The sequence below is a fragment of the Spirosoma jeollabukense genome (assembly GCF_054777855.1).
The window spans coordinates 1,008,248-1,033,475 of the sequence record NZ_BAAHAD010000001.1; the positions used below are offsets into that span (position 1 = coordinate 1,008,248).

At 39.7% G+C, this 25,228-nt stretch carries 23 protein-coding genes; 17 read left to right on the top strand and 6 right to left on the bottom strand.

All coding sequences use genetic code 11. From position 1 onward, the window contains the following. The first annotated feature begins 1,090 nt into the window (after positions 1–1,090). The 15 genes from ACYVEA_RS04055 (at position 1,091) to ACYVEA_RS04125 (ending at position 17,638) form a co-directional block, all read left to right on the top strand. Positions 1,091–1,897, top strand: coding sequence for a polysaccharide biosynthesis/export family protein (locus ACYVEA_RS04055; RefSeq protein WP_461112047.1), 807 nt, complete (start codon positions 1,091–1,093; stop codon positions 1,895–1,897). 1 nt (position 1,898) lies between these two features. Then, the gene (locus ACYVEA_RS04060; protein ID WP_461112048.1) at positions 1,899–4,208 is read left to right on the top strand and encodes a GumC family protein; all 2,310 of its coding nucleotides are present in this window, start codon (positions 1,899–1,901) and stop codon (positions 4,206–4,208) included. Between the two features lie 67 nt (positions 4,209–4,275). Further along, positions 4,276–4,944: a sugar transferase gene (locus ACYVEA_RS04065; protein WP_461112049.1), complete on the top strand. Its 669-nt coding sequence runs from the start codon at positions 4,276–4,278 to the stop codon at positions 4,942–4,944. 221 nt (positions 4,945–5,165) lie between these two features. Beyond that, on the top strand, positions 5,166–6,320 hold the full coding sequence (locus tag ACYVEA_RS04070) for a glycosyltransferase family 4 protein (protein ID WP_461112050.1): 1,155 nt from the start codon (positions 5,166–5,168) through the stop codon (positions 6,318–6,320). Positions 6,321–6,453: 133 nt separating this feature from the next. Beyond that, positions 6,454–7,905 (top strand): oligosaccharide flippase family protein, encoded by a 1,452-nt coding sequence (locus ACYVEA_RS04075; protein ID WP_461112051.1) that lies wholly within the window; start codon positions 6,454–6,456, stop codon positions 7,903–7,905. A 62-nt stretch (positions 7,906–7,967) separates the two neighbouring features. After that, positions 7,968–9,170 carry a hypothetical protein gene (locus ACYVEA_RS04080; protein WP_461112052.1) on the top strand — a complete coding sequence of 401 codons (1,203 nt, stop codon included), beginning with the start codon at positions 7,968–7,970 and terminating at the stop codon, positions 9,168–9,170. Positions 9,171–9,303: 133 nt separating this feature from the next. Further along, entirely contained in the window at positions 9,304–10,506 is a 1,203-nt protein-coding gene (locus tag ACYVEA_RS04085) for a hypothetical protein (RefSeq protein ID WP_461112053.1), read from the top strand. Then, positions 10,503–11,456: a glycosyltransferase family 2 protein gene (locus ACYVEA_RS04090; RefSeq protein WP_461112054.1), complete on the top strand. Its 954-nt coding sequence runs from the start codon at positions 10,503–10,505 to the stop codon at positions 11,454–11,456. Before ACYVEA_RS04085 ends, ACYVEA_RS04090 begins: the two co-directional genes overlap by 4 nt. Further along, complete coding sequence (locus tag ACYVEA_RS04095; RefSeq protein WP_461112055.1) at positions 11,443–12,588, top strand: glycosyltransferase family 4 protein; 1,146 nt, start codon at positions 11,443–11,445, stop codon at positions 12,586–12,588. Before ACYVEA_RS04090 ends, ACYVEA_RS04095 begins: the two co-directional genes overlap by 14 nt. Positions 12,589–12,595: 7 nt before the next feature. Next, positions 12,596–13,777, top strand: coding sequence for a glycosyltransferase (locus ACYVEA_RS04100; RefSeq protein WP_461112056.1), 1,182 nt, complete (start codon positions 12,596–12,598; stop codon positions 13,775–13,777). 42 nt (positions 13,778–13,819) lie between these two features. Continuing rightward, positions 13,820–14,323, top strand: coding sequence for a serine acetyltransferase (locus tag ACYVEA_RS04105; RefSeq protein ID WP_461112057.1), 504 nt, complete (start codon positions 13,820–13,822; stop codon positions 14,321–14,323). 53 nt (positions 14,324–14,376) lie between these two features. Then, positions 14,377–15,468 carry a glycosyltransferase family 4 protein gene (locus ACYVEA_RS04110; RefSeq protein WP_461112058.1) on the top strand — a complete coding sequence of 364 codons (1,092 nt, stop codon included), beginning with the start codon at positions 14,377–14,379 and terminating at the stop codon, positions 15,466–15,468. Between the two features lie 87 nt (positions 15,469–15,555). Continuing rightward, positions 15,556–15,999, top strand: a complete 444-nt coding sequence (locus ACYVEA_RS04115) for an oligosaccharide biosynthesis protein Alg14 (RefSeq protein ID WP_461112059.1) — start codon at positions 15,556–15,558, stop codon at positions 15,997–15,999. After that, entirely contained in the window at positions 15,996–16,487 is a 492-nt protein-coding gene (pssE, locus tag ACYVEA_RS04120; RefSeq protein ID WP_461112060.1) for a PssE/Cps14G family polysaccharide biosynthesis glycosyltransferase, read from the top strand. Before ACYVEA_RS04115 ends, pssE begins: the two co-directional genes overlap by 4 nt. A 59-nt stretch (positions 16,488–16,546) precedes the next feature. After that, positions 16,547–17,638: an acyltransferase family protein gene (locus ACYVEA_RS04125; protein WP_461112061.1), complete on the top strand. Its 1,092-nt coding sequence runs from the start codon at positions 16,547–16,549 to the stop codon at positions 17,636–17,638. A gap of 501 nt (positions 17,639–18,139) precedes the next feature. On the opposite strand, the gene ACYVEA_RS04130 is transcribed toward ACYVEA_RS04125, so the two are convergent. After that, complete coding sequence (locus ACYVEA_RS04130) at positions 18,140–18,262, bottom strand: IS1-like element transposase (RefSeq protein WP_461112944.1); 123 nt, start codon at positions 18,260–18,262, stop codon at positions 18,140–18,142. Between the two features lie 553 nt (positions 18,263–18,815). Here ACYVEA_RS04130 and ACYVEA_RS04135 point away from each other — a divergent pair. Both ACYVEA_RS04135 and ACYVEA_RS04140 read left to right on the top strand, forming a co-directional pair. Continuing rightward, positions 18,816–19,889, top strand: coding sequence for an endo-1,4-beta-xylanase (locus tag ACYVEA_RS04135; protein ID WP_461112062.1), 1,074 nt, complete (start codon positions 18,816–18,818; stop codon positions 19,887–19,889). Between the two features lie 342 nt (positions 19,890–20,231). Further along, complete coding sequence (locus tag ACYVEA_RS04140; protein WP_461112063.1) at positions 20,232–20,363, top strand: hypothetical protein; 132 nt, start codon at positions 20,232–20,234, stop codon at positions 20,361–20,363. A gap of 446 nt (positions 20,364–20,809) precedes the next feature. Here the strand turns inward: ACYVEA_RS04140 and mnmE are convergent, their stop codons facing one another. The 5 genes from mnmE to ACYVEA_RS04165 all read right to left on the bottom strand — a co-directional run bounded on the left by mnmE (position 20,810) and on the right by ACYVEA_RS04165 (position 25,225). Next, complete coding sequence (mnmE, locus tag ACYVEA_RS04145) at positions 20,810–22,189, bottom strand: tRNA uridine-5-carboxymethylaminomethyl(34) synthesis GTPase MnmE (RefSeq protein WP_461112064.1); 1,380 nt, start codon at positions 22,187–22,189, stop codon at positions 20,810–20,812. A 70-nt stretch (positions 22,190–22,259) separates the two neighbouring features. Then, complete coding sequence (locus ACYVEA_RS04150) at positions 22,260–23,294, bottom strand: oxygenase MpaB family protein (protein ID WP_461112065.1); 1,035 nt, start codon at positions 23,292–23,294, stop codon at positions 22,260–22,262. Between the two features lie 74 nt (positions 23,295–23,368). Further along, positions 23,369–24,130: an MBL fold metallo-hydrolase gene (locus tag ACYVEA_RS04155; RefSeq protein WP_461112066.1), complete on the bottom strand. Its 762-nt coding sequence runs from the start codon at positions 24,128–24,130 to the stop codon at positions 23,369–23,371. Positions 24,131–24,237: 107 nt separating this feature from the next. After that, a complete protein-coding gene (locus tag ACYVEA_RS04160; RefSeq protein ID WP_461112067.1) occupies positions 24,238–24,618 on the bottom strand; it encodes a response regulator in 381 nt (126 codons plus the stop codon). A gap of 88 nt (positions 24,619–24,706) precedes the next feature. Next, the gene (locus ACYVEA_RS04165; protein WP_461112068.1) at positions 24,707–25,225 is read right to left on the bottom strand and encodes a GNAT family N-acetyltransferase; all 519 of its coding nucleotides are present in this window, start codon (positions 25,223–25,225) and stop codon (positions 24,707–24,709) included. Positions 25,226–25,228 lie beyond the last annotated feature (3 nt).

Consider the following 25,228-nt stretch of genomic DNA (forward strand, 5'->3'; position numbering starts at 1 on the left):
AGTTAATTAAAAAAAAATAAATGGCTAAATTTGTTCGTTAATTAAAAGAAATAATTATATAATAAATCTAATACTATTACGACTCAATTAAGAATTTCAATCCCCTTTAATAATCTTATTTTAAAAATAATAAACAAAGAAGATAACTAAAACCGACATAAAAATACATTCATATGTTGTAAAGCCTGGACTTGTGTTACAATAATTTATTTTGCGGAGCACTTCATAAGCCGAATTTTGTATTAATTTTGATTACAACTTGTACGATTTATATGGATAAAGTTTTATATATTATCTATTGGAGCTACAGCTTAAGAATACCCCTTTTCTTGATTTTGCATAAACCAGTAGAGATTACAGAGCATAATTTATATCAATAGTGAGCGTATAAAATCGACTTGATCCAGCCTTGAAATTTGTACTTTAACAAGGTCCAACATTGAAACGGTTTTTACATAAAGTACTATCTAAATAGACCTGGCGCTGACCTGTTTAAAAGTCAAAACTACTTTCCTAATTGAAAGTAATAAAATAAATAGTAATGTAAAGAGCTAAAACTATATCCTATGTCTTATTTATCTAAATATACAGTAGCATAAAGAGCGATTTTAATATATAACAAATTGCCCAGCTTAAATTTTTGAACTAGTTGTGACCCCTCTTTTTTAATCAACGTACTGTCCAAATGAAAATAGACGTATCTCACCTAAGATTTCCAATTTACGAGAGTCATCTTTCGGAAATATGTGGATGCAATAAAAAGAACGTATATCTCAAAACACATTTCATATACACGCGTCGGGAATTACATGACCTAAAACGGCATACCACTAAGTCGACCATTCGAACTACTCCTACACTAACGTCCACATTCATTAAGGCTTCGACAGCAACTAATAATGGCTGGGCTACAGATCATATATTATTTTCTTCTACCAGCGTATATCGCGTAGAAAAGCCTTCCCCTTCACTGAAATTTCGACAGGCATCCATTACCTATAGGCAGCCTTAGCACCTACATTATAGAGTTAGAGATCTCGACAATCCCCCTATATCAAATCAGTTTCCTAGGCTTAGTGAAGTAACTTGTATGAACGTAAGTAAAGTACGTACCCATTTAGGGTATTGGTTTGTTGGTTTGTGTATAAGCTTGTCAAGTTGTATTTCCAGCAAAGAGCTGGTCTTGTACCAGGCAAATACAGGCGAGAAAGACTCGATAGCGCTGGCACCACGGTATGTGCAAACTATTAAAACAGGTGATGTACTATCCGTTCAGGTGAGCAGTCTTAGTCCTGAAGCGACGGCGTTCTTTAATCCATATTCAGCCATGGCCACAGCGGAGCGGGCTGGAGGACCACAGCAGGTAACCCCAACAACGCCATTGCCCTACACGCCCGGCTATTTGGTCAGTGAAGAAGGGCAGATAGAATTACCTCTGATTGGTGTGCAAACTGTTCAGGGAATGACCAATACACAGGCGGCAGCGCTGATTCGAAAAAAATTACTCGATTACCTGAAAGAGCCAACGGTAAACGTCAGAAACCTGAACTTTCAAATCTCTGTGTCTGGAGAAGTAGCCCATCCGTCCCTCTTCTCGATTCCCAATGGCCAAATTTCGTTGCCAGCCGCACTAGGCCTGGCTGGTGACATAACGATCTACGGCCGCCGAAACAATGTATTGATTATCCGGGAAGAAAATGGGCAACGCACCTTCAATCGCATCGATTTAACGAAGCGCGATGTATTCAAGTCGCCCTATTATTACCTGCACCCGAATGATGTTGTTTATGTCGAGCCTGGCAAAGCTCGCATTGCCAACGCCGATCGGACGTACGTGCTTTTACCTATTATTCTTAGTGCGCTATCCTTTATCGCCATCATTGTCAGCCGGAATTAATATGAATACCAACCTATACACACCATACCAAGCTTACGAAGTAGAACCGCAAACTAACCTGCGTGCCCTATTCATGCGCTATGCACGCAACTGGCCGTGGTTTGTACTTACAATGATGCTGGCGTTGGCAGCCGCTTACGTGTACCTACTGTACCAAGCACCAGTTTATAACGTACAAGCTAGTGTCCTGGTCAAAGACGAGCGGAAAGGCATTTCGGAGCAAAGTGCCATGAAGGAAATTGACATCTTCACACAGAGTAAACTGGTGGAGAATGAGATCGAAATCCTTAAGTCCTACACATTAATGGATCGGGTTGTCACTAATCTGGGACTCGATGTAAGCTACTACCGGCCGACCGGCACACTCAAAAAACAGATTTACCAGGAATCACCCATTCGACTTCTTGTAGAGAAACCTACGCCACAACTCTATCTGGAAGATTTACACTTCTCGTTTGTCGATGCCAAAACGGTAAAGTTAAATGGGCAAGCCTACCCTGTCAATCAAAGCATTCAGACCCCCCTTGGCCAGTTACGGATATTTGCACGAAAGCCTCTTAACAGTAAGCTGGAGACCGTTTTTGCATCGATCTCTTCCCATAGCGATGCGATTGAAAGGTATTTAGCAAATCTGAAAATTGAACCCACCTCGAAATTGTCTACGGTACTGGTCATGACGCTACAGGAATCAGTTCCTGATCGAGGGGAAGCAATTTTGAATCAGCTCATTAGCGAATATAACAAAGAAGAAATTGTCGATAAAAATAAAGAAGCCAGCAAAACACTCAATTTTATTGAGGACCGATTGGCTTTGATTTCAGGTGAACTATCTACTGTGGAAAAACAGGTTGAAGCCTACAAATCAACCCAGGGCATTACAGACCTGAGCGTACAGGCACAAACGTTTCTAACGGCTGTCAAAGAAAACGATACACAACTGAATGAAGTCAATATGCGCTTAGGTGCTTTAGCAGATATTGAGCGGTATGTTCAAAATCATTCAGGAGAGAAGGGCGTGGCTCCCGCAACATTGGGATTCGATGACCGCATATTAACGGGTCTGTTGTCCAAAGTAGCTGAGCTGGAACTAAAACGAGAGGACGTATCGAGAACTATGTCGTCGAACAACCCATTGCTTCAATCGCTCGATAGCCAGCTCAAAGCCATAAAGGCCAGCATAAACGAAAATATTCAGACTATCCGTCAGCAATTAGTTAGTAACCGAACTCAACTCGTCGCCAATAATGGGCGTATGGAGGATATTATCCGAACCATACCGGGTAAAGAGCGTGCCTTATTGAATATTACCCGGCAACAATCTATTAAAAATGGGTTGTACACCTACTTATTGCAAAAGCGGGAAGAGACGGCTCTCTCAGCCGCTTCCAGGATGTCAGATAGCCGAACTGTCGATGCCGCACATACCAGTAACAGACCTGTTAAACCGGTTAAGATGATGATTTTTGCTCTGTTTGCGGTTATGGGACTCTTGATACCCATAGGGTTTATTACGGCTAAAGACGCCCTAAACGATAATGTATTGCGCCGGGCCGACGTAGTAGAAGTTACTCAAATACCTATTCTTGGCGAAGTCGTAAAGGGTAGTCAAAAAAGTACGGACAATCTTATACTCAATCCGGGTATACAGTCGGTAATGGGTGAGCAAATACGGGCATTACGCACAAATCTGCATTTCCTACGTAGCGATCCACAAAAAAGTCAGGTTTTGTTATTTACCTCCAGCATTAGTGGAGAAGGTAAATCCTTCATTTCGTTGAATCTGGGAGCCAGTCTGGCAATGGTCAATCGCAAAACGGTTATACTGGAAATGGATATGCGAAAGCCAAGGTTACATAAAACTCTGCACATCGAAAACCGGGCAGGACTGAGTAATTACCTAATGGGCGAGGCAACTATAGATGACCTGCTCCACCCGATTATGGGCTATCCTAACTATTACATCATAACAGCAGGTCCACTGCCATCTAATCCGGCAGAGTTATTAAGCTCTCCTCGCATGGAAGAATTGTTCTTGGGATTAAAAGAGCAATTTGATTACATATTGGTTGACTCACCACCCATTGGACTGGTAACCGACTCACAACTGATCGCTCCTTTTGCTGATGCGACAATGTTCTTGGTACGTCATGACCATACGCCTAAAAACTATATCAAGACAGTAGACACGCTCTATAAAGAACAACGCTTTCCCAAACTAAGCATTATCCTAAATGGCGTAGGAGAAGGTGAGTCGCTTAATTATAGTTATAACTATAGCGATTATCAGGAATTAATAAAAAAGTCCAATTAAATCGCAACTATTTAAACTATATAATAAATAACAAATTCTATTACACACTTTTAATAAACTCATTCTTATGTTAAGCCTTGATTCAAACTACAAAACTTTATATGTATATGCTGATTCACAAATTAGGCGCCATGAATTGACTCACCATCAACTGGGAAAACGAGCCTTTGATATTTGTTCCGCTATACTTATATCCATTTTTGTTTTATCCTGGTTGATTCCCATCATAGGCTTACTGATACGAATAGAATCTCCAGGCCCAATTTTGTTTATCCAAAAACGTACTGGTTACCGAGGGAGGTCTTTTCGCTGTCTGAAGTTTCGAACCATGACACATAATCCGAATGCATCGTTCCAGCAAGCGACAAAAAACGATAACCGGGTAACTTCTTTAGGAAGCTTCCTACGCAGAACAAATTTGGACGAAATGCCTCAATTTATAAATGTTCTTATCGGTGACATGAGTATTGTAGGACCCCGGCCTCATGCCTTGCAGCATAGCGCTCAATTTTGGAATACGATGCCCGAGTACCGAAAAAGATACCGAGTCAAACCAGGCATTACAGGATTAGCGCAAGTACGCGGTTGCAGGGGCGAAACAGATCAATTGATTAAAATGCAACATAGAGTAAAGTACGATCGCTTTTATAATCGAAAAAAGTCCCCTGCCTTAGACATGTGGATTTGTTGGTTAACTATAAAATCAATGTTTGAAGGAAATATGAACGCCTGGTGATTTATTAAAAAGGAAATGATAAATAAGGAAAAAAAATATAAGAGTGCAATTAACAAATACTACATAGAATAAATCAACGAAAGTTAAAATTATGCTATAATAGCACGTATCTATAGCACAATTTAAACTTTCGTTGATTTGTCGATAATCTACAAACAAACAAGTTAACTTTGAAGACATACGATTACTTGTTTGTTACAATTAAAAAGAATAACAGCCTCATGGAAATAAATGAAATAAAAGAGGTTACAGTATTTACAAATGGAGACTCAGAAAATTTATCTACTTGGTCAAATATTCCATTTTTTTTTACTAAAACATTAATAGAGAAAGGGATAAAAGTAAATAGGGTTAATATTGACATAAATAGATATTTCAATTTTATATATTCAACAATGATATATAAAATATTATCACTATTTTTTAAAGATCATGTTTATGCTTATGACAGAACAATATGGCATCGTTGGTTAATAAATCGAAAAATTAGAAAAGCAATTAAACAATACTCAAATAGTGATTTAAGCATCTTTATGACTTTTAGTTTCTATAATCAATACTCAGAAAAGCCTTCGCTTTTATTCTGTGACTGGACTTACGAGCTTTTTATAAAAGAAAGATTAAAAAGAGAGCCCTATGCCTTTGAAAAAGAGTACATAAGCTACCAAAAAAAAACAATTGAATCGGCTAAACTCGTTGTATCGCTTTTTCCTAAGTGCGCAGAGTATATGAAAAAAGCGTACAGAAATCCAAATATATATTATTTAGGAGGAAATGTAGTCAATTCCTACTATTGGACTGAAGTTTCGTCTAAAGACGCAATAGCTAGGAAAGCGAAATCAAACAGTTTATTGTTTATTGGGGATAATAAGTATAAGAATGGAGCCCTTCTTCTGATAGATTCCTACAAAGAGCTACTTAAGGCTAACCCTGATCTTGAGTTGAACATTGTTGGAATGACAAAAGAGGAATTTAATAATCTACCTAAGGGCGTTAAATGTCACGGTTATTTGCGAAAAGAGAATCCTCAGGAAAAAAAAACTTATTATGAATTATTATCTGATGCTAAAATTTTCATCAATCCGACTCCATTATGGGCTGGTTACTCATCAACCATTGAAGCTATGTATTTTCATAATCCAGTGATTGTGTCGCCATACGCTGATTTCGTTGAAGAGTTCGGCGAAAATATAACCTTTGGCTTATACTGTAACGAATTTAAAAAAGAAGTTTTAGCGGAATGTATACAAGAAATACTGGACGCTGAAAATTACGTTACTTTATGCTCTAATGCGCATAAGGCAGTTGCTTCATATACGTGGGACGGTTATATGGACAGATTGTTAATAAAAGTAAATGAAGTCATGGTGGCTTAAAACGAGCAAATTAAACTGTGGTTCAGTTTTCGTTCAAGTTAAATACAAAATGATTCACACAGTTAGGTAAAGCCCAATACTTTCCTTTACATTTTCTGCAACAAAAAATACTAAATCAGTACGCAAGTCTCTAATGAATATTAAGAAAAATTTTTTGTATAGTGGAGTGCTGGTGGCCTCAAATTACATTCTACCACTATTGACGTTCCCCTATGTATCCCGTGTATTGGGGCCAGCGAATATAGGTATATATAATTTTGTTGATAGCATAGTTAATTACTTCATACTATTTTCCATGCTGGGTATAGGCTCTACTGGAATACGCGTAGTGGCCAAAAACAAGTTAAACAGTACAGAGCTAAATCAATCATTTTCGAGCTTAGTTTTCTTAAACACCATTTCTACAGTTGTTATTCTAGGTTTATTTCTTCTTTTCATAAGCATCGTACCAAAGTTTAATGATTATAAAGAAATGTTCTATATAGGTAGCGCTAAAATATTATTTAATTTACTGTTAATAGAGTGGTTTTATACAGGGATGGAGAATTTCAAATACATCACTATTCGTATTATAGCGGTAAAGCTTATTTACACTGTTGCCATATTTTTATTCATCAAGGCAAAAGATGATTATATATTATATTACTCGATCACGGTAATATCAGTTGTTATAAATGCTTTATTCAATTGGACATACAGCAAAAGATTCGTTAAAATAAGTATAAAGAACATTTCTTTAAAGCCATATTTAAAATCATACTTCATTTTAGGTTTTTATGTTCTACTCACGTCAATGTACACAACCTTCAACGTAGCTTACCTTGGCTTTATGGCAGGAAACGAGGAGGTTGGCTATTATACAACGGCTACAAAACTTTATGGCATTTTATTAGCGTTGTTTTCTGCTTTCACGGGTGTTATGCTCCCAAGAATAAGCTCATTGGTCAGCACCGGCAATATAGATGAAATCAAGAGGCTAATCCAGAAGTCATTTGACATTTTATTTATGTTTAGTTTCCCTCTGATCATATTTTCAATAATCTTGGCCCCTCAAATCATTTATATCATTGCAGGAGTCGGCTACGAAGGAGCTATTATGCCTATGCGCATTGTTATGCCTTTAATGTTAATAATTGGTTTAGAACAAATTCTGATTCTTCAATTATTAATGCCATTTAATAAAGACCAAAGTGTATTAATAAATTCTGTAATTGGTGCCGCAGTTGGCTTAGCCTTGAATTTATTACTGGTTAGTTATTTCAAAAGCGTAGGCTCCTCTATAGTTTGGGTAATTTCAGAAACAGCAGTTTTACTATCTGCCTGCTATTTTGCAAAAAGCAAGATTGGAATCTCTATAGATATAAAAAAGCTCTTACAGAGCGCGGTATATTCATTACCTTATGTGGCCATTATTTATATGGTGTCCATTATACATGCAACAGCCTATTATATATTGTTCACCGCTAGTTTGGGATGCTTACTCTACTTTGTTTTTTTACACATCATTTTATTAAAAAATGAACTCATATTTGATGCATTGCCAATTTTTAGAAAGCTTTTACTTAAGTACAACCTAATACCTTAGAGTTTTACACCTTATAATCCTATCAAGGAGTAAATCGAACAAACCAACAAGATGGTCTTTGTATGAATAAAAAAATCCTATTTTTATTTTTACTAGTGGCTTTTTCGCTAAAGTTCTTTGATGCAGTCATTGCCAATCAAGGACTGTTGAAAAACGCCTGCTACGGCTATATGCTCCTGACAATCCTGTTATCATTACCTTACTTCTTCTCCTACAAAGGCGGCTTTGTGCTGCCCGTCCAGCTCATATGCCTGGCCATCGTGATTTCGTTGTTCATGGCTCACTACACATGGGGGCAGGGAATTGAATACAGCGCAACGACCATCCCGTACGCTATGTGGTTTGCCTTCTTCTATCTGCTCAAGCTCAACCCCCCCATCAAAACCATCGAGAACCTCGTGCTCATCTATGGGTTGATCTATATCGTCCTGTTTCTGTTTCAGTTTACCCACACCAGCACAGTCTACTTTGGAATGCATGGCGAGTTTAAAGAGGAACGCGGGGTGACCCGGGTCAACTTTCCTGGAGGTGGCGTATTCTTTCTGTCTTGCTTCATTGCCATCAACCGAGTCACCAGCGCCGTCAGAAACAGGCCCCTCTGGCTGCTGTACGCCTTGACGGGGCTGGTCATCGTGGTCCTGCAGGTCACCCGCCAGACGATCCTTATCATGCTGGTGGTCTATCTGGTGCACTTTCTGAAGAATGTACGGCTGGCCTACAAGATCGCCACGATTAGCTTGTTTGTCTTGGCCGGCTATGGCTTTCTTAACTCCGGCACCTCCATCAGCCAAGGCCTGGCCGACCAGCAGAAAGAAGATGCTTCAGCCGGGGGGAAGTACATCCGCATACTGGCGGCCGAGTACTTCCTCACCGAGTTCACCCCTAACCCGGTGAGCCGAGTGCTGGGCAACGGCTTTTTCAATGATACGTCCAACTATGGTAAAACACTAATGGTATTAATCGACCAGTACGGTTACTACCTATCAGATGTTGGTTTAGTGGAAGTGTACGTAGTGTTCGGGGTCATCGCCCTTTGGGGCTACCTTCTCATCCTGATCAAGAGCATACGTATCCCACTGCCGCCTGCTTACTACTACCTGAAGTACTACCTCTGGATGATCATGATTACATCACTGACGTCAGACTTTTTGGTATCCTATTATTTTTTAATCACAACTGTGCTGGTGTTGTACTGCTATCAGCGTCTGTACGAACAGAAGAAGCTAGCTAAGTATATTCAGTTCACTAACCTACAGCCAGCATGAAATTTACCATAGCTATCCCTGCTTATAAAGCAACTTACTCACGAGAGTGCATTGACAGCATTCTGGCTCAGACTTATTCCAAGTGATTAGATAAATATCTTTCTCGTCCAAGAAGGATTTATCAGATTAATACATGAATAAAAAGGCAATATTCATTTTCATACTGGTTCTGGTTTCCCTAAAAGTCTTTGATGCAGTCATTGCCAATCAAGGACTGTTGAAAAACGCCTGCTACGGCTATATGCTCCTGACAATCCTGTTATCATTACCTTACTTCTTCTCCTACAAAGGCGGCTTTGTGCTGCCCGTCCAGCTCATATGCCTGGCCATCGTGATTTCGTTGTTCATGGCTCACTACACATGGGGGCAGGGAATTGAATACAGCGCAACGACCATCCCGTACGCTATGTGGTTTGCCTTCTTCTATCTGCTCAAGCTCAACCCCCCCATCAAAACCATCGAGAACCTCGTGCTCATCTATGGGTTGATCTATATCGTCCTGTTTCTGTTTCAGTTTACCCACACCAGCACAGTCTACTTTGGAATGCATGGCGAGTTTAAAGAGGAACGCGGGGTGACCCGGGTCAACTTTCCTGGAGGTGGCGTATTCTTTCTGTCTTGCTTCATTGCCATCAACCGAGTCACCAGCGCCGTCAGAAACAGGCCCCTCTGGCTGCTGTACGCCTTGACGGGGCTGGTCATCGTGGTCCTGCAGGTCACCCGCCAGACGATCCTTATCATGCTGGTGGTCTATCTGGTGCACTTTCTGAAGAATGTACGGCTGGCCTACAAGATCGCCACGATTAGCTTGTTTGTCTTGGCCGGCTATGGCTTTCTTAACTCCGGCACCTCCATCAGCCAAGGCCTGGCCGACCAGCAGAAAGAAGATGCTTCAGCCGGGGGGAAGTACATCCGCATACTGGCGGCCGAGTACTTCCTCACCGAGTTCACCCCTAACCCGGTGAGCCGAGTGCTGGGCAACGGCTTTTTCAATGATACGTCCAACTATGGTAAAACACTGATAGTGCTTTTAGATAAGTATGGGTATGCCTTGTCGGATGTTGGTTTAGTGGAAGTGTACGTAGTGTTCGGGGTCATCGCCCTTTGGGGCTACCTTCTCATCCTGATCAAGAGCATACGTATCCCACTGCCGCCTGCTTACTACTACCTGAAGTACTACCTCTGGATGATCATGATTACATCACTGACCGCTGATTTTCTAATATCGTTTAATTTTTTAATCACAACGGTGCTGGTGTTGTATTGCTACCAGCGGCTGTACGAGCTGGAAAGGCTTAATAAATTTGTACGCTTTGCCAATCTCCCTTTGACATGAAATTTACCATAGCTATCCCTGCATTTAAAGCTACATATCTGAAAGAATGTATTGACAGCATTCTGGCTCAAACTACCTCAGACTTCGAATTAATCATTGTTAATGATGCGTCTCCAGAAAATCTTGATGAAATTATTGACAGTTACGATTCGCATCAAATTAGCTATTATAAAAATGAAGTAAATTTTGGAGCTCTAAATGTCGTTGATAACTGGAATAAGTGCCTATCTTATGCCAAAGGATCATTTTTTATACTGATGGGGGATGATGATAAAATGTGTCCTGATTATTTAGAAGTGTTCTCAGATTTAATAGACAAATATCCCGTTTGTGATGTCTATCACTGTCGAACAATTGTGATCGATGAAAACTCCAAACCTCTATGGATTACAGGCCCTAGGCCGGAATTTGAACAGGTACATGATTCTATTTTAGAAAGAATGAAGGGCAATAGACTTTTTTTTATTTCTGATTACGTGTATAGAACAGAAACGTTAAAAAAAGATGGTGGTTTTTTCAAATTACCTTTAGCCTGGGCCTCTGACGATATAACCTCTTATATAGCGGCTGAGCATAACGGCATAGCCCATACAAATAAACCCGTTTTTATGTATAGACAAAATTCTTATACAATATCAACTACAGGAAATGTCATGCTTAAAATGGACGCAATACTTGAGGAAGAAAAGTGGTTGGATTTATTTGTTAAAAAAGAACCGCAAGATCATGTCAGCAAATTAGTAAATCATAATATAAGGCATGAAATCAAAAAGTTCATACAAAAGAAAAAGATAAGGACCATTTATTCTTCCATTAATCACAAAAATATATTTTCGTACTTAAAATGGTTTGGGGTAAAAAATAAATATAGATTATCTACAGAAGAATTAATTTATGCATTACTATTAAGTTTAAAAGAAAGGAGAAAAATAAAGTATGAACAAATTTAGAACGTCCGATAATGCTAAGCGTAAAATAACGTGGATAACTCCTGATTATTTTATTGATTGCGATTTAAACAAAGATATACTCACAAATATTTTACAATATTTTGATATAAACTGGATCGTACTTCTACCTAAAAAAGGTGCAAGATTTACTGAAAAGGATTTTTCTGTTATAAAGAGCTTACGAGGACTGAATATCGATTTTTTGTATTGGGAACACAGAGCCCGAAGTCCTAAAATGTTACTTTTTTACGAAAAAGTATATAAACGCATTAAATATTTTAAATCTGATATTGTATATTTTAATGATGTTCCTACAAGTCCTTATATATTACCTTTATACTGGCGTTTGAATAAATATAAAACTATTTTGACAGCACACGACGGTAATGTAAAACCAAGCTTTAAGATGGCTTGGATCTCCAAAGTTATATTTAAACTTGCATTTAGTACGGTAAATTATGTTAACATGTTTTCACTATCTCAATCTTCTGTATTTAGCTTGGCCTACCCGAAGCCAAAAGTCTTCGTTATACCTTTGGCACTTAAAAACTTTGGAGAAAGCACTCGTTCAAAGCGCAATGATAGTATAGTTTTTTCTTTTTTTGGATCTATAAATTCAAATAAAAATGTAGAACTATTAATTGAGGCAGCCTGTAATTTATATGACAAGGGAATTTGTAATTTTAAAATATCTATAAATGGCTATTGTGCAGATTGGGAGATTTATGAGTCCAAGATCAAGTATCCACATCTCTTTGAATGCGATATTCGATTACTAAAGAATTCAGACATACCTGATCTATTTTCTCAAAGCCATTACATAGTTTTCCCGTATAAAGAAGTTTCTCAAAGTGGTGCCTTAAAAGTTGCTTTCAACTATTGCGTTCCTGTAATCGTGTCTGATTTGGAAGCCTTTACAGATGAAGTTAAAGAAGGAGTTAATGGATTTATCTTTAAATCAAATAGCGTAGCTGAGCTAGAAAATGTAATGAGTGAAAGAATAAATAATCATGTTAATGATTACAAATCCGTTCAAACATCTATGCTTCAATATAATAAAGAAAATTTTTCGAATGATATTTTAGCGAAGAAGTATTTAAATATGTTCAATGAAGTAATGTCAAAATCTTAAGTATAAAATGAGTACATTTCAAAATAAAAATATTCTATTTTTCCAGAACTCAATTTTACCGAGTAACGGTGGCGTTCCACGAGTTTCTGATGTTATAACTAAAGAATTAAAGAGACGAGGATACAATTGTTTTTTTATTTACAATAACAAGGACAATGAATCTTATCCTTCACACATCAAATTAAAGATAGATATTAACCAACCTTACAGTCAAATAGAGAAACTGATTTTTTCTTTCATAGAAGAAAAGAACATTAATGTATTTATATGTCAAAATCTTTATTCTCAAACCTTCATAAAGGTATACAAATCTATCCGTAATAAATACTCAATGTATCCATTCATTTGTTTTCTTCATGCATCACCTGATTACTGGCAATCTTCTTTTAAAATAGATAATACTTTATCAAAATATAAATATTTAAAAAATAAACTAAAAAATACAGCAAAATCTATCATTTATCCTTTTTATAACCCATATATAGTTACGACCGTATCTCTATATGAAATAGCAGACAAATTTGTATTACTGTCTGAATCATTTAAAATACCTTTTGCTAAAATATATTCTATAAATAATGATGACAAATTAATATCATTACCTAATCCCCTAACTTTCGATACGTTTCCAACTTTATATGATGTAATAAATAAGGAAAAAATAGTTTTAATAGTAAGTCGTTTAGTGGAAGATCAGAAAAAAATATCTTTAGCCTTAAAGCTATGGAATCAATTGATAAACGATGATAATAGAGACTGGAAGCTATGTATAGTTGGTTCAGGACCTGATGAAGGCGAATATAAAAAATATGTTAATGACAATAAATTAGTAAATGTTACATTTATAGGTGAAACAGCGCATGTAGATGCATACTACCAGAAAGCCTCTATTTTCGTTATGACTTCTATATGGGAAGGACTCCCTATGGCGTTATTAGAAGCTCAACAAAATGGTGTAGTACCAATATCTTTTGATAATTTCTCAGCCATTCATGATATTATTTCAGATGGGATTAATGGCTATATTATACACAACAATAATTTAGATCAATTATCTAGTAAATTAAATTTATTAATGAATGATGATCATTTAAGAAATCGCTTGGCTATCAATGCCATCGAGAGTAGTAAGCGCTTTCATGTATCGAAGATAGCTGACAATTGGGAGCTGTTAATCAATGAATCTTAAATCTATGCAATATTGCTTAACAGCCGCTACGATAAAATTGATATGAGACTTTTCTTCAATGTTTTATTTCAAGATTGGTCGGCAAACTCGAGTAATACTAAAGGTAAAATCTTTACATTTTTTTTCAGGATTGCTCACTTTTCAAATAACAGTGCTTTAGCCAGTATACTGTTATTGCCATTCAGAATTTTCTATAAACTGTTTTTTGAATGGATAGTAGGTATTGAAATTCCGTGTAACACAAATATTGGTAAAGGACTTAAAGTTTATCATTTTCCATCCATAGTAATTAACAAAAAGGTTGTCATTGGTGAGTTTTGTACCCTTCGCCAATCTACTACAATTGGAAATAAAGACGAAAATAGCAACTGTCCTATAATTGGAAACAATGTTAACATAGGCGCTAATGTGTGTATTATCGGCGATATAACCATTGGTGATAATGTAACAATAGGCGCAGGTAGCGTTGTTGTTAAAAGCGTGCCGCCTAACTCAGTTGTTGTAGGTAACCCAGCTCGTGTAATAAAAACAATTAAGCAATCATAATGCCAATTTAAAGAGATTGTTGAACACTTATAAAAGCTAATTCCAAACTGGAGATGGTAAAAACAGCAATTCATAATACGCTTATCTTCAAGCACGTTCTTCATATTGGTCCTAACTATAAAGATCACAAAGGCGGAATGGGTGCGGTAGTTGATGTGTATCAAAAAAATATAACTAATTTTAAATTTCTTGCTTCATACGAAGGTAATTATAGTTCTTTAACCAATATCCCATTCTTTATCATTGCGTTTGTTAAGTATTTGCGTTTATTAATTATAGATAAGGATATTAAAGTAATTCATATGCATGGTGCTTCTTACGGCAGTTTTTACAGAAAGTTTTTATTTTTTGCCGCAGCAAAGTATTTTTTCTCTAAAAAAGTTGTATATCATTTACACGCAGCTGAGTTTCACGTATTTTATAAAAATAGCGATTTCTTAAGTAAAAAAATGATCGCTAGTCTAATCAATAACTCAGATAGCATTGTAGTTTTATCAACACGCTGGTCAAATTATGTTAAAGAAACTTTTAACCCCAAATATATATTAGTAGTAAATAATCCAATTGAAATGCCTGGCAATAATTTCACTTACTCGGCCGACAATCAGGTTAAATTGTTATTCATGGGCAGAATAGGCCAGCGTAAAGGCTTGTTTGATTTATTGGATGTCTTAACCGAAAACCATGATCGCTACGTAAATCGTTTATCCTTACAGATCGGTGGTGATGGTGAAGTAGATAAATTAAAATCGTACATACAGTCTAATAACTTAAATGATTCAGTAAATTACATAGGGTGGGCTAATGGTGATTTAAAACATAGGGCTCTATCTGATTGCGATGTATTGATTTTGCCGTCCTACAACGAGGGTTTACCCATAGCTATTTTAGAAGCTATGAGTTATGGTAAGGCAATTATTGCTACAAACGTCGGTGGTATTCCTGAGGTGGTTAAAGAAGGCTCAAATGGATTTTTGATTGAGCCAGGCGATAAACTGGCACTTAAAAGAAACATTGATTCTATTTTAGACGATCGTTCGCGACTATCAAAGATGGGAGAAAAATCCTTAGGGTTAATTCGTAATTATGATATAAATGAGGTGGTCAAAAGCTTAACCACTTTATATGAAAGAATATTACATTGATGTATAGCCTTATTTTAATATGTGTAAATTTAAGACCGTATTTTAGTTGAATTTCAGCCTATTTTATAACGAAGTTATACTTTACAAATGAAGATCGCAGCAATAGCATCTGGAGGGGGGCATTGGACAGAATTACAACGCATCGTTCCTGCCTTTGAAGGCCATGAAACTATATATATATGTACTCATCCTAGCTACGAAGCTACTGTCAGAGCGCATAAATTTTACGCTGTATCCGATGCTAGCCGTTGGAATAAATTTCGGCTCTTACTTGTTTTTTATGAAGTATTCCAAATTATGGTAACTATAAAGCCAGACGTAATAATTTCAACAGGAGCTGCTCCGGGTTTGATGGGAATTTTGGTAGGAAAACTGGTTGGTGCCAAAACAATTTGGCTTGACAGTATTGCCAACGTTGATAAACTTTCCTTAAGCGGTCGATTGGTTCTTCCTTTCGCAGACCGAGTATACACGCAGTGGCCTTCTTTAGCTACCCCAACCATTAAATTTGCTGGCAACGTATTATCATGATCTTTGTTGTTACAGGTACCCAGGAACCCTTTGACCGTATGGTTCGTGCTATCGATCAGGTGGCAGCCATGTATAAAACGATCTCTTTTATTGCTCAAGTTTCAAAGTCTGCTTTAGCCACCCCTAATTTGCAAACCTTTGATTTTATTCCACCTGTAGAATTTAACAACTACTTCGATCAGGCAAGTCTCATTATTAGTCATGCCGGTACAGGAACTATTTTCTCAGCGCTGGAAAGAGATAAGCCAATAATTATTATGCCGAGATTAGCCCAGTATGGAGAGCATAGGAATGACCATCAACTTGCAACATGCCAAGTTTTTGAGCGATTGGGCTATGTTAATGTAGCTTATGACGAAGAGGAGCTTAAGTCTCAAGTTATTAAATTATTGAATACTGCACCTCAATCTTTGCATAAAATGGGAAAATATGCATCAAATGAATTGATCGAATCATTACAAGAATTTATTGGTTCGTCCCAGTCATAAAGTTCTAACTCTAGAGTAGAAATACCCTTGTATTATAGTTATATTCATACCTAATATTTATGGAAAGGATATTTAAGATTAATAATTTTGATTTGATTCGAATATTTGCTGCGACTCAGGTTTTAGTCTTTCACACAATTGATCATCTGCATTTAGAAAAATCAATCTGGTTAACTCCTCTGGATTATTTCCCTGGGGTACCTATCTTTTATGCAATTAGTGGCTATTTAATTTCAGCATCTTATGAACGTAGTACCAGCTTAAAAAATTACTTTCGAAATCGTCTGCTTCGTATTTATCCAGGTCTTTGGGTATGCTTGCTCTTGACTGTTTTGGTAGCTAGTTTATTTGGGTTTAATTTTATTAATAAATCAGCGCCTGTGTGGCTAATTAGCCAGATGGCAGGATTAATTTATACTCCTGGCTTTTTAGCTGACTTTGGGTTTGGATCATATAATGGTAGCCTTTGGACAATATTCATTGAGTTGCAATTTTATATAGTACTTCCTATTGCCTATTTAGTTATGAGCAAAGGAAAATCTAGTAATACTACTCTGTATATATTATTCTCTTTATTTGTCATTATCGCGTTAGCTACCAAATTATTTCTTCCGGGTATACTAACTGATCATGAATCAATACTTGAAAAAGTAGTTCGTTATTCTTTTTTTCCACATTTCTATGTATTCCTGGCGGGTGTTATTATGCAGCGACTTAAGATTTACAAATCAAACCTGATCTATGGAAAAGGATTATATTGGATAGTAGCGTATGCATGCTTTAATGCTTTGATTTCTCTTTCTTCTATTTCTGCGTTGTCGATCTTATCAATACTTTTGCTGTCGGTATGTATAATTTCTCTTGCTTATACCCGTACCGAATTAGCGCATAAGCTCTTAGGCGGAAATGATATCAGCTATGGAGTTTATATTTATCATGGCTTACTTTTAAATATTTTGGTTTCGTTTAACCTATTTTCTCAACACTTTTACATAGCAATTGTCTTAATCGGTGCTTACCTACTTGGATACTTTTCCTGGATATTAATTGAAAAACCTTTCCTACGAAGAAAAGCGCATATCCCTTACAATCAATTAACGACCAGCCCTCTGATTGAGCCTTCTATTTCTAAATCAGGAGCAAGCGTTTAGCCCAATAAGGGGAGTGGCTTAATTGCATTTATCTTCAAATAAAAATCGATTAATTAATAGACCAATTATTTCGTCATGCACTATAACTTATTTTTTAAAAGAAAATCGTACAGCTAGCTAATCGTTTGATCCGCGTTCGCCGTGTTAGATGCTTGCGCTCTAGACTTTGCAATAACGATTTACTATCTAATCGTAAAGCTTGATCTAAACGATCAATATAAGCCTACCAAGAATCAGTAATCTAGGTGACTATCTGGATTTTAGTAGGCTGATTAATTAATGAAAGGTTTGGTGAGTACAATGACCAAAAGCGAAGGCAATAATTTCTTCTGTCACCGTGTCTTCAACCCACTACAGACAGCGTTGGCACTTTTTGTTGCCCACATAAGCCCACATTTCGACAACTTTAATGGTAATTTTTAAGCCCTTATTGACACATAAGAAGGATTGACATAAACTGCATGGCCTTAGGACTTTTTTAAATTGATTACTAACAGTCTTTCATTTGACGCCTAGTATACGAGCGGTATCACGGACGCCCGATCCATCGAGCACTATTTGAGTAATGTGCTCTTCAAGCAATGGATCACGGTCTTTGTGGGTGTAGGTTGCACAAACGTTCAGTTACAATCGTAATGATTATAAGCAACAAACCGCTTCTAATACCATTTGCTTCAACGCAGTTAAGCTACTACCAAATTACAGACATATAAAAAATTTTACATGTCTGTAATTTGGTCTAGATTCATTACAATACATACTAAAAAATTAAAAATATTTTTGTGGAGATTTTAGCATATTTTTTGTACATCAAACTCCATCAAATAGCGAACCTGACTTAGCAATCAGCATCAACTATAGTAGCTTAAAATAGCTAATCAAACCAGCACAATTATTGGTAGTAAAAAAAGCAGTCAGATTAGTGTTTGTCTACGAAAAATATCATATGTATGCAATCAAATTTTGCAGAAATAAGTTGATTGTATTTTATACTAGTCGTTCAGTTTTTATAATGTTATCATTTTATTACAGTTTTTAAATTCTGGAAGACTTATTATAGGATATTATTTTTAAACTTAAAGATTATGCTTAGGCTTAGACTATTTATAGATATAACACGCATAATAGTGTATGCTATGGGGACATTAACAAATTCATTTTAAAAACGATAGTTCGTATGAAAAAAATAATTAATTACTCTTTATTCAATAAATCTGGGTTAAGTACTATATGGATTACGTTCATGATAACCGCCATGAGTAGTTGTAAACCAACAGATAGTAATCCGCAAACTCTTCGCTACATGCTTCCATTTGAGTTTGGAGCAGCCATGGATCCTACTCTTCTAACCGATAACGAAGCTTACCGCCAGGTAGCCAGTCGTGAATATAGTAGCATGACTACAGAGAATTACTTAAAAATGGGGCTAGTTCATCCACTACAAAACCTCTACGTTTGGACAGGAAGCGACATATTAGTAAATTTTGCCGAGCAGAATAATCAACGTCTGCATGGGCACACGTTGATATGGCATCATTCAATTCCAGATTGGGTAACGTATTTCAAAGGCGATTCAATCGCTTGGGAAAATTTATTCAAGAGTCATATTCAACAGGTTATCAGTCATTATGGTAACCGTATTATGTCTTGGGATGTCGTTAACGAAGCCTTTGATGACGACGGTAAAGTCCTATCAACTATATGGTCAACCCATCTTGGCCCTGATTATATAGCTCGGGCATTTCGCTATGCCCATGAAGCCAATCCCAATGTAAAACTATTTTACAATGATTTCGGATACGAGTATAATCCCAAACGCTTAGCCGCGGGCATTGCTTTGGCAGCCGATTTTAAACGCAGGGGAATTCCAATCGATGGATTAGGCGTTGAGATGCATACTAACATTGCACAATCGGATTCGTCAATAGATAACGTTATTAGAGAAATGGCGGCAACAGGACTTTTAGTACATATTTCGGAACTTGAAGTTCGTGTCAACCAAACGAATCTCCCTAACTACATCATCAATGATGAAGATATTCAGAAGCAGCGGCTGAAGTATGCTACTATCGTGCGGGCTTACCGCACGCTTGTTCCTAAAGCTCAACAGCATGGTATTACTACCTGGAATATAGGTGACGCCGATAGTTGGGTGACTGCGGCCTGTAATTGTCCAGATTTTCCGCTACCCTTCGATAAGGAGTACTCAAAGAAAATAGCCTACGACGGCATTCTGGATGGGCTGAAGTAATTGAGGTATCCCCTTCGATTCAACACTTTATCAAACTTATCAGGTACCTTACCTCAGTTTGTTATTGGGATCATAACGTCGCATTCAGTAACGGCTGCTCTTCCAGTAACTTCAGATCAGCGGCATTGAAAAGACGAGACATGGTAGTTAAGTCACTATGGCGGTGCACATCATTACCGACAAAGTCGACACAGCGCTATTGAAATAAGTATTGGGCTTATTTTTCTATGTGGGAGCCGTAGCGTCCACAAAGCGACATGCAGTTTAACTGAACAGACAACCCGTTTTCATGCAAATGTGTTAGCGTCATTTTTCGTTGTGATAATACGCGTATTGCTTCGGATGAGCGAGCATAGGCGTATGGTGGCGTGTAGTTATGCCGCTAAATTCGAGACGGTACGTCATCCACACGTAGCGAGGGGAACACCAGCCCGATTCAACAAGGAGGTAGCGTTTTTCGCCAAAGGGCAGTAGGTCACCTTGCTCTAGCTGGCCCAGAATAAAATCATCCAGTATATACTCAGCTGCTACGTTTACGATAAGTCGGGGCTGATGCTCATCCGCAAGGTCTTGTACAGCAATTAATCCTTATCGGATAGTTGTAGTTCGTTTGGATACCAATCGCAACTAACATAGAGTGTAATAATGACTTTCCGAATATCCCAAATAGCAAACTGCTTCAGCCAGCTCAAGTTTTTTCCAGCGTACTTATACCATCGTCAAGGCCTGGCAGCAAACGAGAATGGGTATCAACCTGCAAAAACGAGCATTCTCTGTTCCAGTATAGCTTTGGAATGCTGAATTGTTGCCAGAATCTTCTATCCCATATATGGAAAGAAGTAAAGTTCATTTACACATACCGAGTTCAACCCGGTTATATAGGCAAATGAAAGAACTAATAAATGGTTTATTAAGTGGGGTTACTTTCCGATACAGAACTTACTGAAAATGGATTCCAACAAATCATCTGTTGTGATTTCGCCTGTCAATTCGCCTAGATGTCGCAACGCTACCCGTAAATCCATGGCCAGCCAATCAGGTGTAACGCCGGAGTCCAGACCAGAGATCGCACGAGCGAGGGCGTCGTCGGTTCCGGTGAGGTGTTCGTAATGGCGGGCGTTGGTCACGACAGCGCTACCCGTTTGTACCGCCGAATCGGTGCGGACGCGTGCCGACAGGGCCGCTTTCAGTTCGTCCAGGTGCGTTTGCTGAGCAGCCGAGATCCAGACAATCTTTTCGCCAACGATGTCTTGCAGGGCCTGGCGCTTCAACTCGTCGATTGCGTCAAGTTTGTTACCAACCAGCAGATACGGCTTCCCCGACGAGCGCACTTCCTCAACCGCCGTGTGCAATTCGTCAGGCAGGACATTTTTTCCGTCGAACAGATAAACGACCAATGCGGCATCGCGCATTTTTTGCTGCGTTCGTTCGATACCAATGGCTTCAATTTGGTCGGTGGCTTGTCGTAAACCAGCGGTGTCAATCAACCGGAAACGAATGCCATCCAGAAATAGCTCGTCCTCGATAACATCGCGGGTAGTGCCGGGAATATCGGAAACTATGGCCTTTTCTTCGTTCAGTAAGGCATTCAGCAAGGTCGATTTCCCCGCATTGGGTTTACCGACAATGACTGTTGGAACGCCATTTTTTATGGCATTTCCGGTTGAAAATGACTCGATTAACGGACGCAGCACGCGCCGAATATCGAGCATTAACTGCCGAAGTTTATCCCGATGAGCAAACTCAACATCTTCCTCACCAAAGTCTAGTTCCAGCTCGACCAAAGCCACGAAATCAATGAGTTGCTGACGTAGCACTTTCAGTTGTTTTGAGAAACCGCCCCGTAGCTGCGTCAACGCAGCGCGATGGCTGGCGTCAGAATCAGAAGCAATCAGGTCGGCAACGGCTTCGGCCTGCACCAGATCAAATTGGCCATTTAGAAAAGCCCGCTGCGTGAACTCGCCGGGGCGGGCCAGTCGAACGCCTTCCGCGGTCAATCGGCGGAGAATCTGCTGGATAATAAACTCCGAGCCGTGACACGAAATCTCGACTACGTCTTCTTTAGTAAACGATTTTGGCGTATGAAAAACCGTTACCAATACCTCGTCGATAATGCTATCGTCCGGATTTCGTAACGTACCGAAATGAGCCGTGTGCGAGTCCTGCTGCGTAAGGTCTTTTCCTCGAAAAAATCGGTTTGTGATGGCGATGGTCCCTTCGCCCGATACCCGCACAACGGCAATGGCCCCAATACCCGGCGCCGTAGCCAGCGCAGCAATAGGTTCTAACTGATAAATCATAGCGTACCCCAAACTGGAGTCCAGACAATTAATTGGCAGAAAGTCTCCCGGATCAATTGTCTCGTTCAGCTCAAAGAGCGGGAATTAAGGTTGAAAAAATAGGCAGTCGATTGACCAGGCTAACCAGTCTCTTTTCGACAGGCGCATCTGGAATACCCAGCCAGTCGGCATAGCGATCACCCAGGAAGAAACGCATTTCACCAGCCGCGAGGTTCCGAATGGTTTCGGGTTGGCTCAGGCCGGGCTTACCTGCCCCGGCCTGGACGATTTGCGTAGCAATGGCGTTCAACAGGGCACGCGTGAGACCAACACCCGCTTCGGAAGATCTAAACTGCCGCTGAGCAATCGCGCGGTTGAGATTATAGGCTTCGCGGAGGTTCATCGGCATCAGTTCGTCGACCACACCGTTGAGGGAATTCACTATGTTACTATGATGCAAGTAATCTTCTTCTTCCTGCTCAGTCATCACTATGTTAGATTTGCGCAATCCCAGCAGGACAAGATAGGAAAATGTCAGATTCGTCCCGGCCATATCTTCCTGATTAATAGGATGTCCCCAGTCGGTATTCCATCGGTTGGAGTGCAACGAAAACCACCGCGCCCCGGCATGAATCAGGCGAATCTTCAACGTCCGGGCGATGGCATTACCTGTCTCCCACTCCTTTGAATTATTCACGGCAAACACCCATTCGCCGGTTTCCTGTAAACGCCGGGCCGTGTCGTTTTTAATACGTTCGGTGAGCCAAAGTACCTGCGCACCGTTCGCGCCCAGATAGGAATAGGGAAGCGAGTAAAAGCCAAGGATTAAACCAATCTGCTGGGTATGTTTTTTGAAAAAGGCCATGCCCCGTTTCATTCTGTCCATGTCAGCCCAGGCAGGCAGCTTAGCCCGCTGAACAAAAAAGTCCTGAACCGCCGGATGCTGATTTACTGTCTGCATATTGGTTGTATCGACCAGCCAGGTCATTAATGAGCGCAGTCCGGTTGGGCCTTCTGCTGCAACTATGGCCGCAATAACCGCATCGGCCGGGACGTCACCCTGCTGACGATAATGCTGCAATAATTCATTAGAAAATGAGCGGGACGGCTTAATATGGGCTACCATCGTGTTAGGAAAGATTCTTCACGGGTAACACTACGTAGAAGCAATTGGTTTGTGGTAGCAATCGGGTCGGATTGCTACAGGGTTAGTTGTAAGCCATCGTACCCCAATCGAATATTATGGGGAAGCTCGTTTTCAACCTCCCTGTGCAGTCCCAGTTTGTGGCTAATGTGCACAAAATACGTCCGGTCAGCACCAACACGTTGGGCCAAAGCAACGGCCTGATCGAGGGTAAAATGGGAGATATGTGCCTGCCGTTGAAGCGCATCGACTACCAGAATTTTGGTGCCGTACACTTTCTCCAGCTCCAGGTCAGAAATGTAGTTGAGATCGGTGAGGTACGTAAAATCGCCGATACGAAATCCATAAACGGGTAGTTTATGGTGCATGACCTCAATCGGTACGATCCGGACGCCCAGTACATCAAACGGCTCATTGCGAATTTCGTTGATCTGAACGTGGGGCGTACCAGGGTATTTCTGGTCGGCAAAAATGTAGGCAAACTCTCGCTGCAATTGTGCCAGTACGGTCGGGCGGCCGTAAATTGGCATATCCTGCCCTGATCGGAAGTTATAGGCCCGCACTTCGTCCAACCCTGCCGTGTGGTCTTTGTGTTCGTGCGTAAACAGGACAGCATCAAGCTGTTGCAAATTCAGCCGAAGTACCTGCTGGCGGAAGTCGGGACCTGTATCGACAATGAAACTTCGCCCATCAACCGCTATATGAACTGACGTTCGGAGCCGTTTGTCCCGAAAATCTACCGAGCGGCACACCTCACATGAGCACCCAATCAGCGGTACTCCCGAAGACGTTCCCGTACCGAGTAAGGTGATGAGCATAAGGGTGAAAGTTGGTAAGTCAGTAAGTTGATAAGTGGCTGACGCCAGAATGTGCTCTAGTTTCGCGTCAGTTACTTACCAACTTACTGACTTACCAAATTACTCATTTATTTATCCGTAAGCTGGTTAACCACTTCTACCAGGCGGTCGAAGTTGAGTGGTTTCACCAGTACGTCGTTGAAGCCTGCTGTTTTAAATTCTTCCTCCGTGTAATTCTTGGCGTTTCCCGTAATGGCGACAATGGGTACGCTGGCTTTTTCAGCATCAGGCAGTGCCCGAACGCGCCGTACGCATTCCATACCATCCATGAGCGGCATGTTAATGTCTAACAGGAGGATACTGAAGTCTTCTTTTTCCAGAATTTGCAACACTTGCTCACCGTTCTTAACGGCCGTGATGTCGTAATTCTGGAACTCAAGAATTTTGCGGGCCAGATTCTGGATAACGGAGCTATCTTCGGCAATCAGGACGCGTTTGGAAACTGACATAAGGCTTGTGGTATCGTGTTTTGTTTTAACGTTGTGAAATTAGCAGTTTAATCCGCAAACTCAAAAATGGCTTTTCCTGATTCTACAACTACGGCATAACTTTTTCCATCACAATAAATTCCAGCGGTTGCGTTGGCACACCAAAGCGGGGATCATCGGGGAAAGGCTGGGTTTCGCCCGTAGGCTGATAACCCCGCCGATTATACCACGCAATCAATTCATGCCGCTGGCTAATAACCGTCATGGCGATGACCCGACAATGTTGATTAACAGCAACTTGTTCTGCCGCCGATAAAAGTTGCTTCCCGATGCCGTTAGTCTGTGATTCTGGAGAAACTGTTAACATGCCGAGATAAAGGTCGTGGCCTTTCTTTTCCAGATAAACGCAGCCCAGTAACTGCCCCGTTACTTTATATGTCAAAATCGTTACGTTCGGGTTGTGCAGCATCGTTCGTAAAGTAGCTTCGTCGGTTCGAAGACCACTGAGCAAATCAGCTTCGGTCGTCCATCCTTGTCTGGAGCTTTCGCCCCGGTATGCCCTATTAACCAGACTGTTTAATTCCGGAATATCCTGATCGGTGGCAGGTGAAATACTAACTTGAGTCATTCG

Bases quoted from the DNA above. Each gene is read 5' to 3' on its own strand.
- ACYVEA_RS04085 (WP_461112053.1), top strand. From the start codon at position 9,304: ATGAATAAAAAGGCAATATTCATTTTCATACTGGTTCTGGTTTCCCTA.
- ACYVEA_RS04080 (WP_461112052.1), top strand. From the start codon at position 7,968: ATGAATAAAAAAATCCTATTTTTATTTTTACTAGTGGCTTTTTCGCTA.
- ACYVEA_RS04165 (WP_461112068.1), bottom strand. From the start codon at position 25,225: ATGACTCAAGTTAGTATTTCACCTGCCACCGATCAGGATATTCCGGAA.
- ACYVEA_RS04100 (WP_461112056.1), top strand. From the start codon at position 12,596: ATGAGTACATTTCAAAATAAAAATATTCTATTTTTCCAGAACTCAATT.
- ACYVEA_RS04090 (WP_461112054.1), top strand. From the start codon at position 10,503: ATGAAATTTACCATAGCTATCCCTGCATTTAAAGCTACATATCTGAAA.
- ACYVEA_RS04065 (WP_461112049.1), top strand. From the start codon at position 4,276: ATGTTAAGCCTTGATTCAAACTACAAAACTTTATATGTATATGCTGAT.
- ACYVEA_RS04160 (WP_461112067.1), bottom strand. From the start codon at position 24,618: ATGTCAGTTTCCAAACGCGTCCTGATTGCCGAAGATAGCTCCGTTATC.
- ACYVEA_RS04110 (WP_461112058.1), top strand. From the start codon at position 14,377: ATGGTAAAAACAGCAATTCATAATACGCTTATCTTCAAGCACGTTCTT.
- ACYVEA_RS04075 (WP_461112051.1), top strand. From the start codon at position 6,454: ATGAATATTAAGAAAAATTTTTTGTATAGTGGAGTGCTGGTGGCCTCA.
- ACYVEA_RS04155 (WP_461112066.1), bottom strand. From the start codon at position 24,130: ATGCTCATCACCTTACTCGGTACGGGAACGTCTTCGGGAGTACCGCTG.
- ACYVEA_RS04055 (WP_461112047.1), top strand. From the start codon at position 1,091: ATGAACGTAAGTAAAGTACGTACCCATTTAGGGTATTGGTTTGTTGGT.
- ACYVEA_RS04135 (WP_461112062.1), top strand. From the start codon at position 18,816: ATGAAAAAAATAATTAATTACTCTTTATTCAATAAATCTGGGTTAAGT.
- ACYVEA_RS04115 (WP_461112059.1), top strand. From the start codon at position 15,556: ATGAAGATCGCAGCAATAGCATCTGGAGGGGGGCATTGGACAGAATTA.
- pssE (WP_461112060.1), top strand. From the start codon at position 15,996: ATGATCTTTGTTGTTACAGGTACCCAGGAACCCTTTGACCGTATGGTT.
- ACYVEA_RS04060 (WP_461112048.1), top strand. From the start codon at position 1,899: ATGAATACCAACCTATACACACCATACCAAGCTTACGAAGTAGAACCG.
- ACYVEA_RS04070 (WP_461112050.1), top strand. From the start codon at position 5,166: ATGGAAATAAATGAAATAAAAGAGGTTACAGTATTTACAAATGGAGAC.
- ACYVEA_RS04095 (WP_461112055.1), top strand. From the start codon at position 11,443: ATGAACAAATTTAGAACGTCCGATAATGCTAAGCGTAAAATAACGTGG.
- ACYVEA_RS04150 (WP_461112065.1), bottom strand. From the start codon at position 23,294: ATGGTAGCCCATATTAAGCCGTCCCGCTCATTTTCTAATGAATTATTG.
- ACYVEA_RS04105 (WP_461112057.1), top strand. From the start codon at position 13,820: ATGAGACTTTTCTTCAATGTTTTATTTCAAGATTGGTCGGCAAACTCG.
- ACYVEA_RS04140 (WP_461112063.1), top strand. From the start codon at position 20,232: ATGAGCGAGCATAGGCGTATGGTGGCGTGTAGTTATGCCGCTAAATTC.
- ACYVEA_RS04125 (WP_461112061.1), top strand. From the start codon at position 16,547: ATGGAAAGGATATTTAAGATTAATAATTTTGATTTGATTCGAATATTT.
- mnmE (WP_461112064.1), bottom strand. From the start codon at position 22,189: ATGATTTATCAGTTAGAACCTATTGCTGCGCTGGCTACGGCGCCGGGT.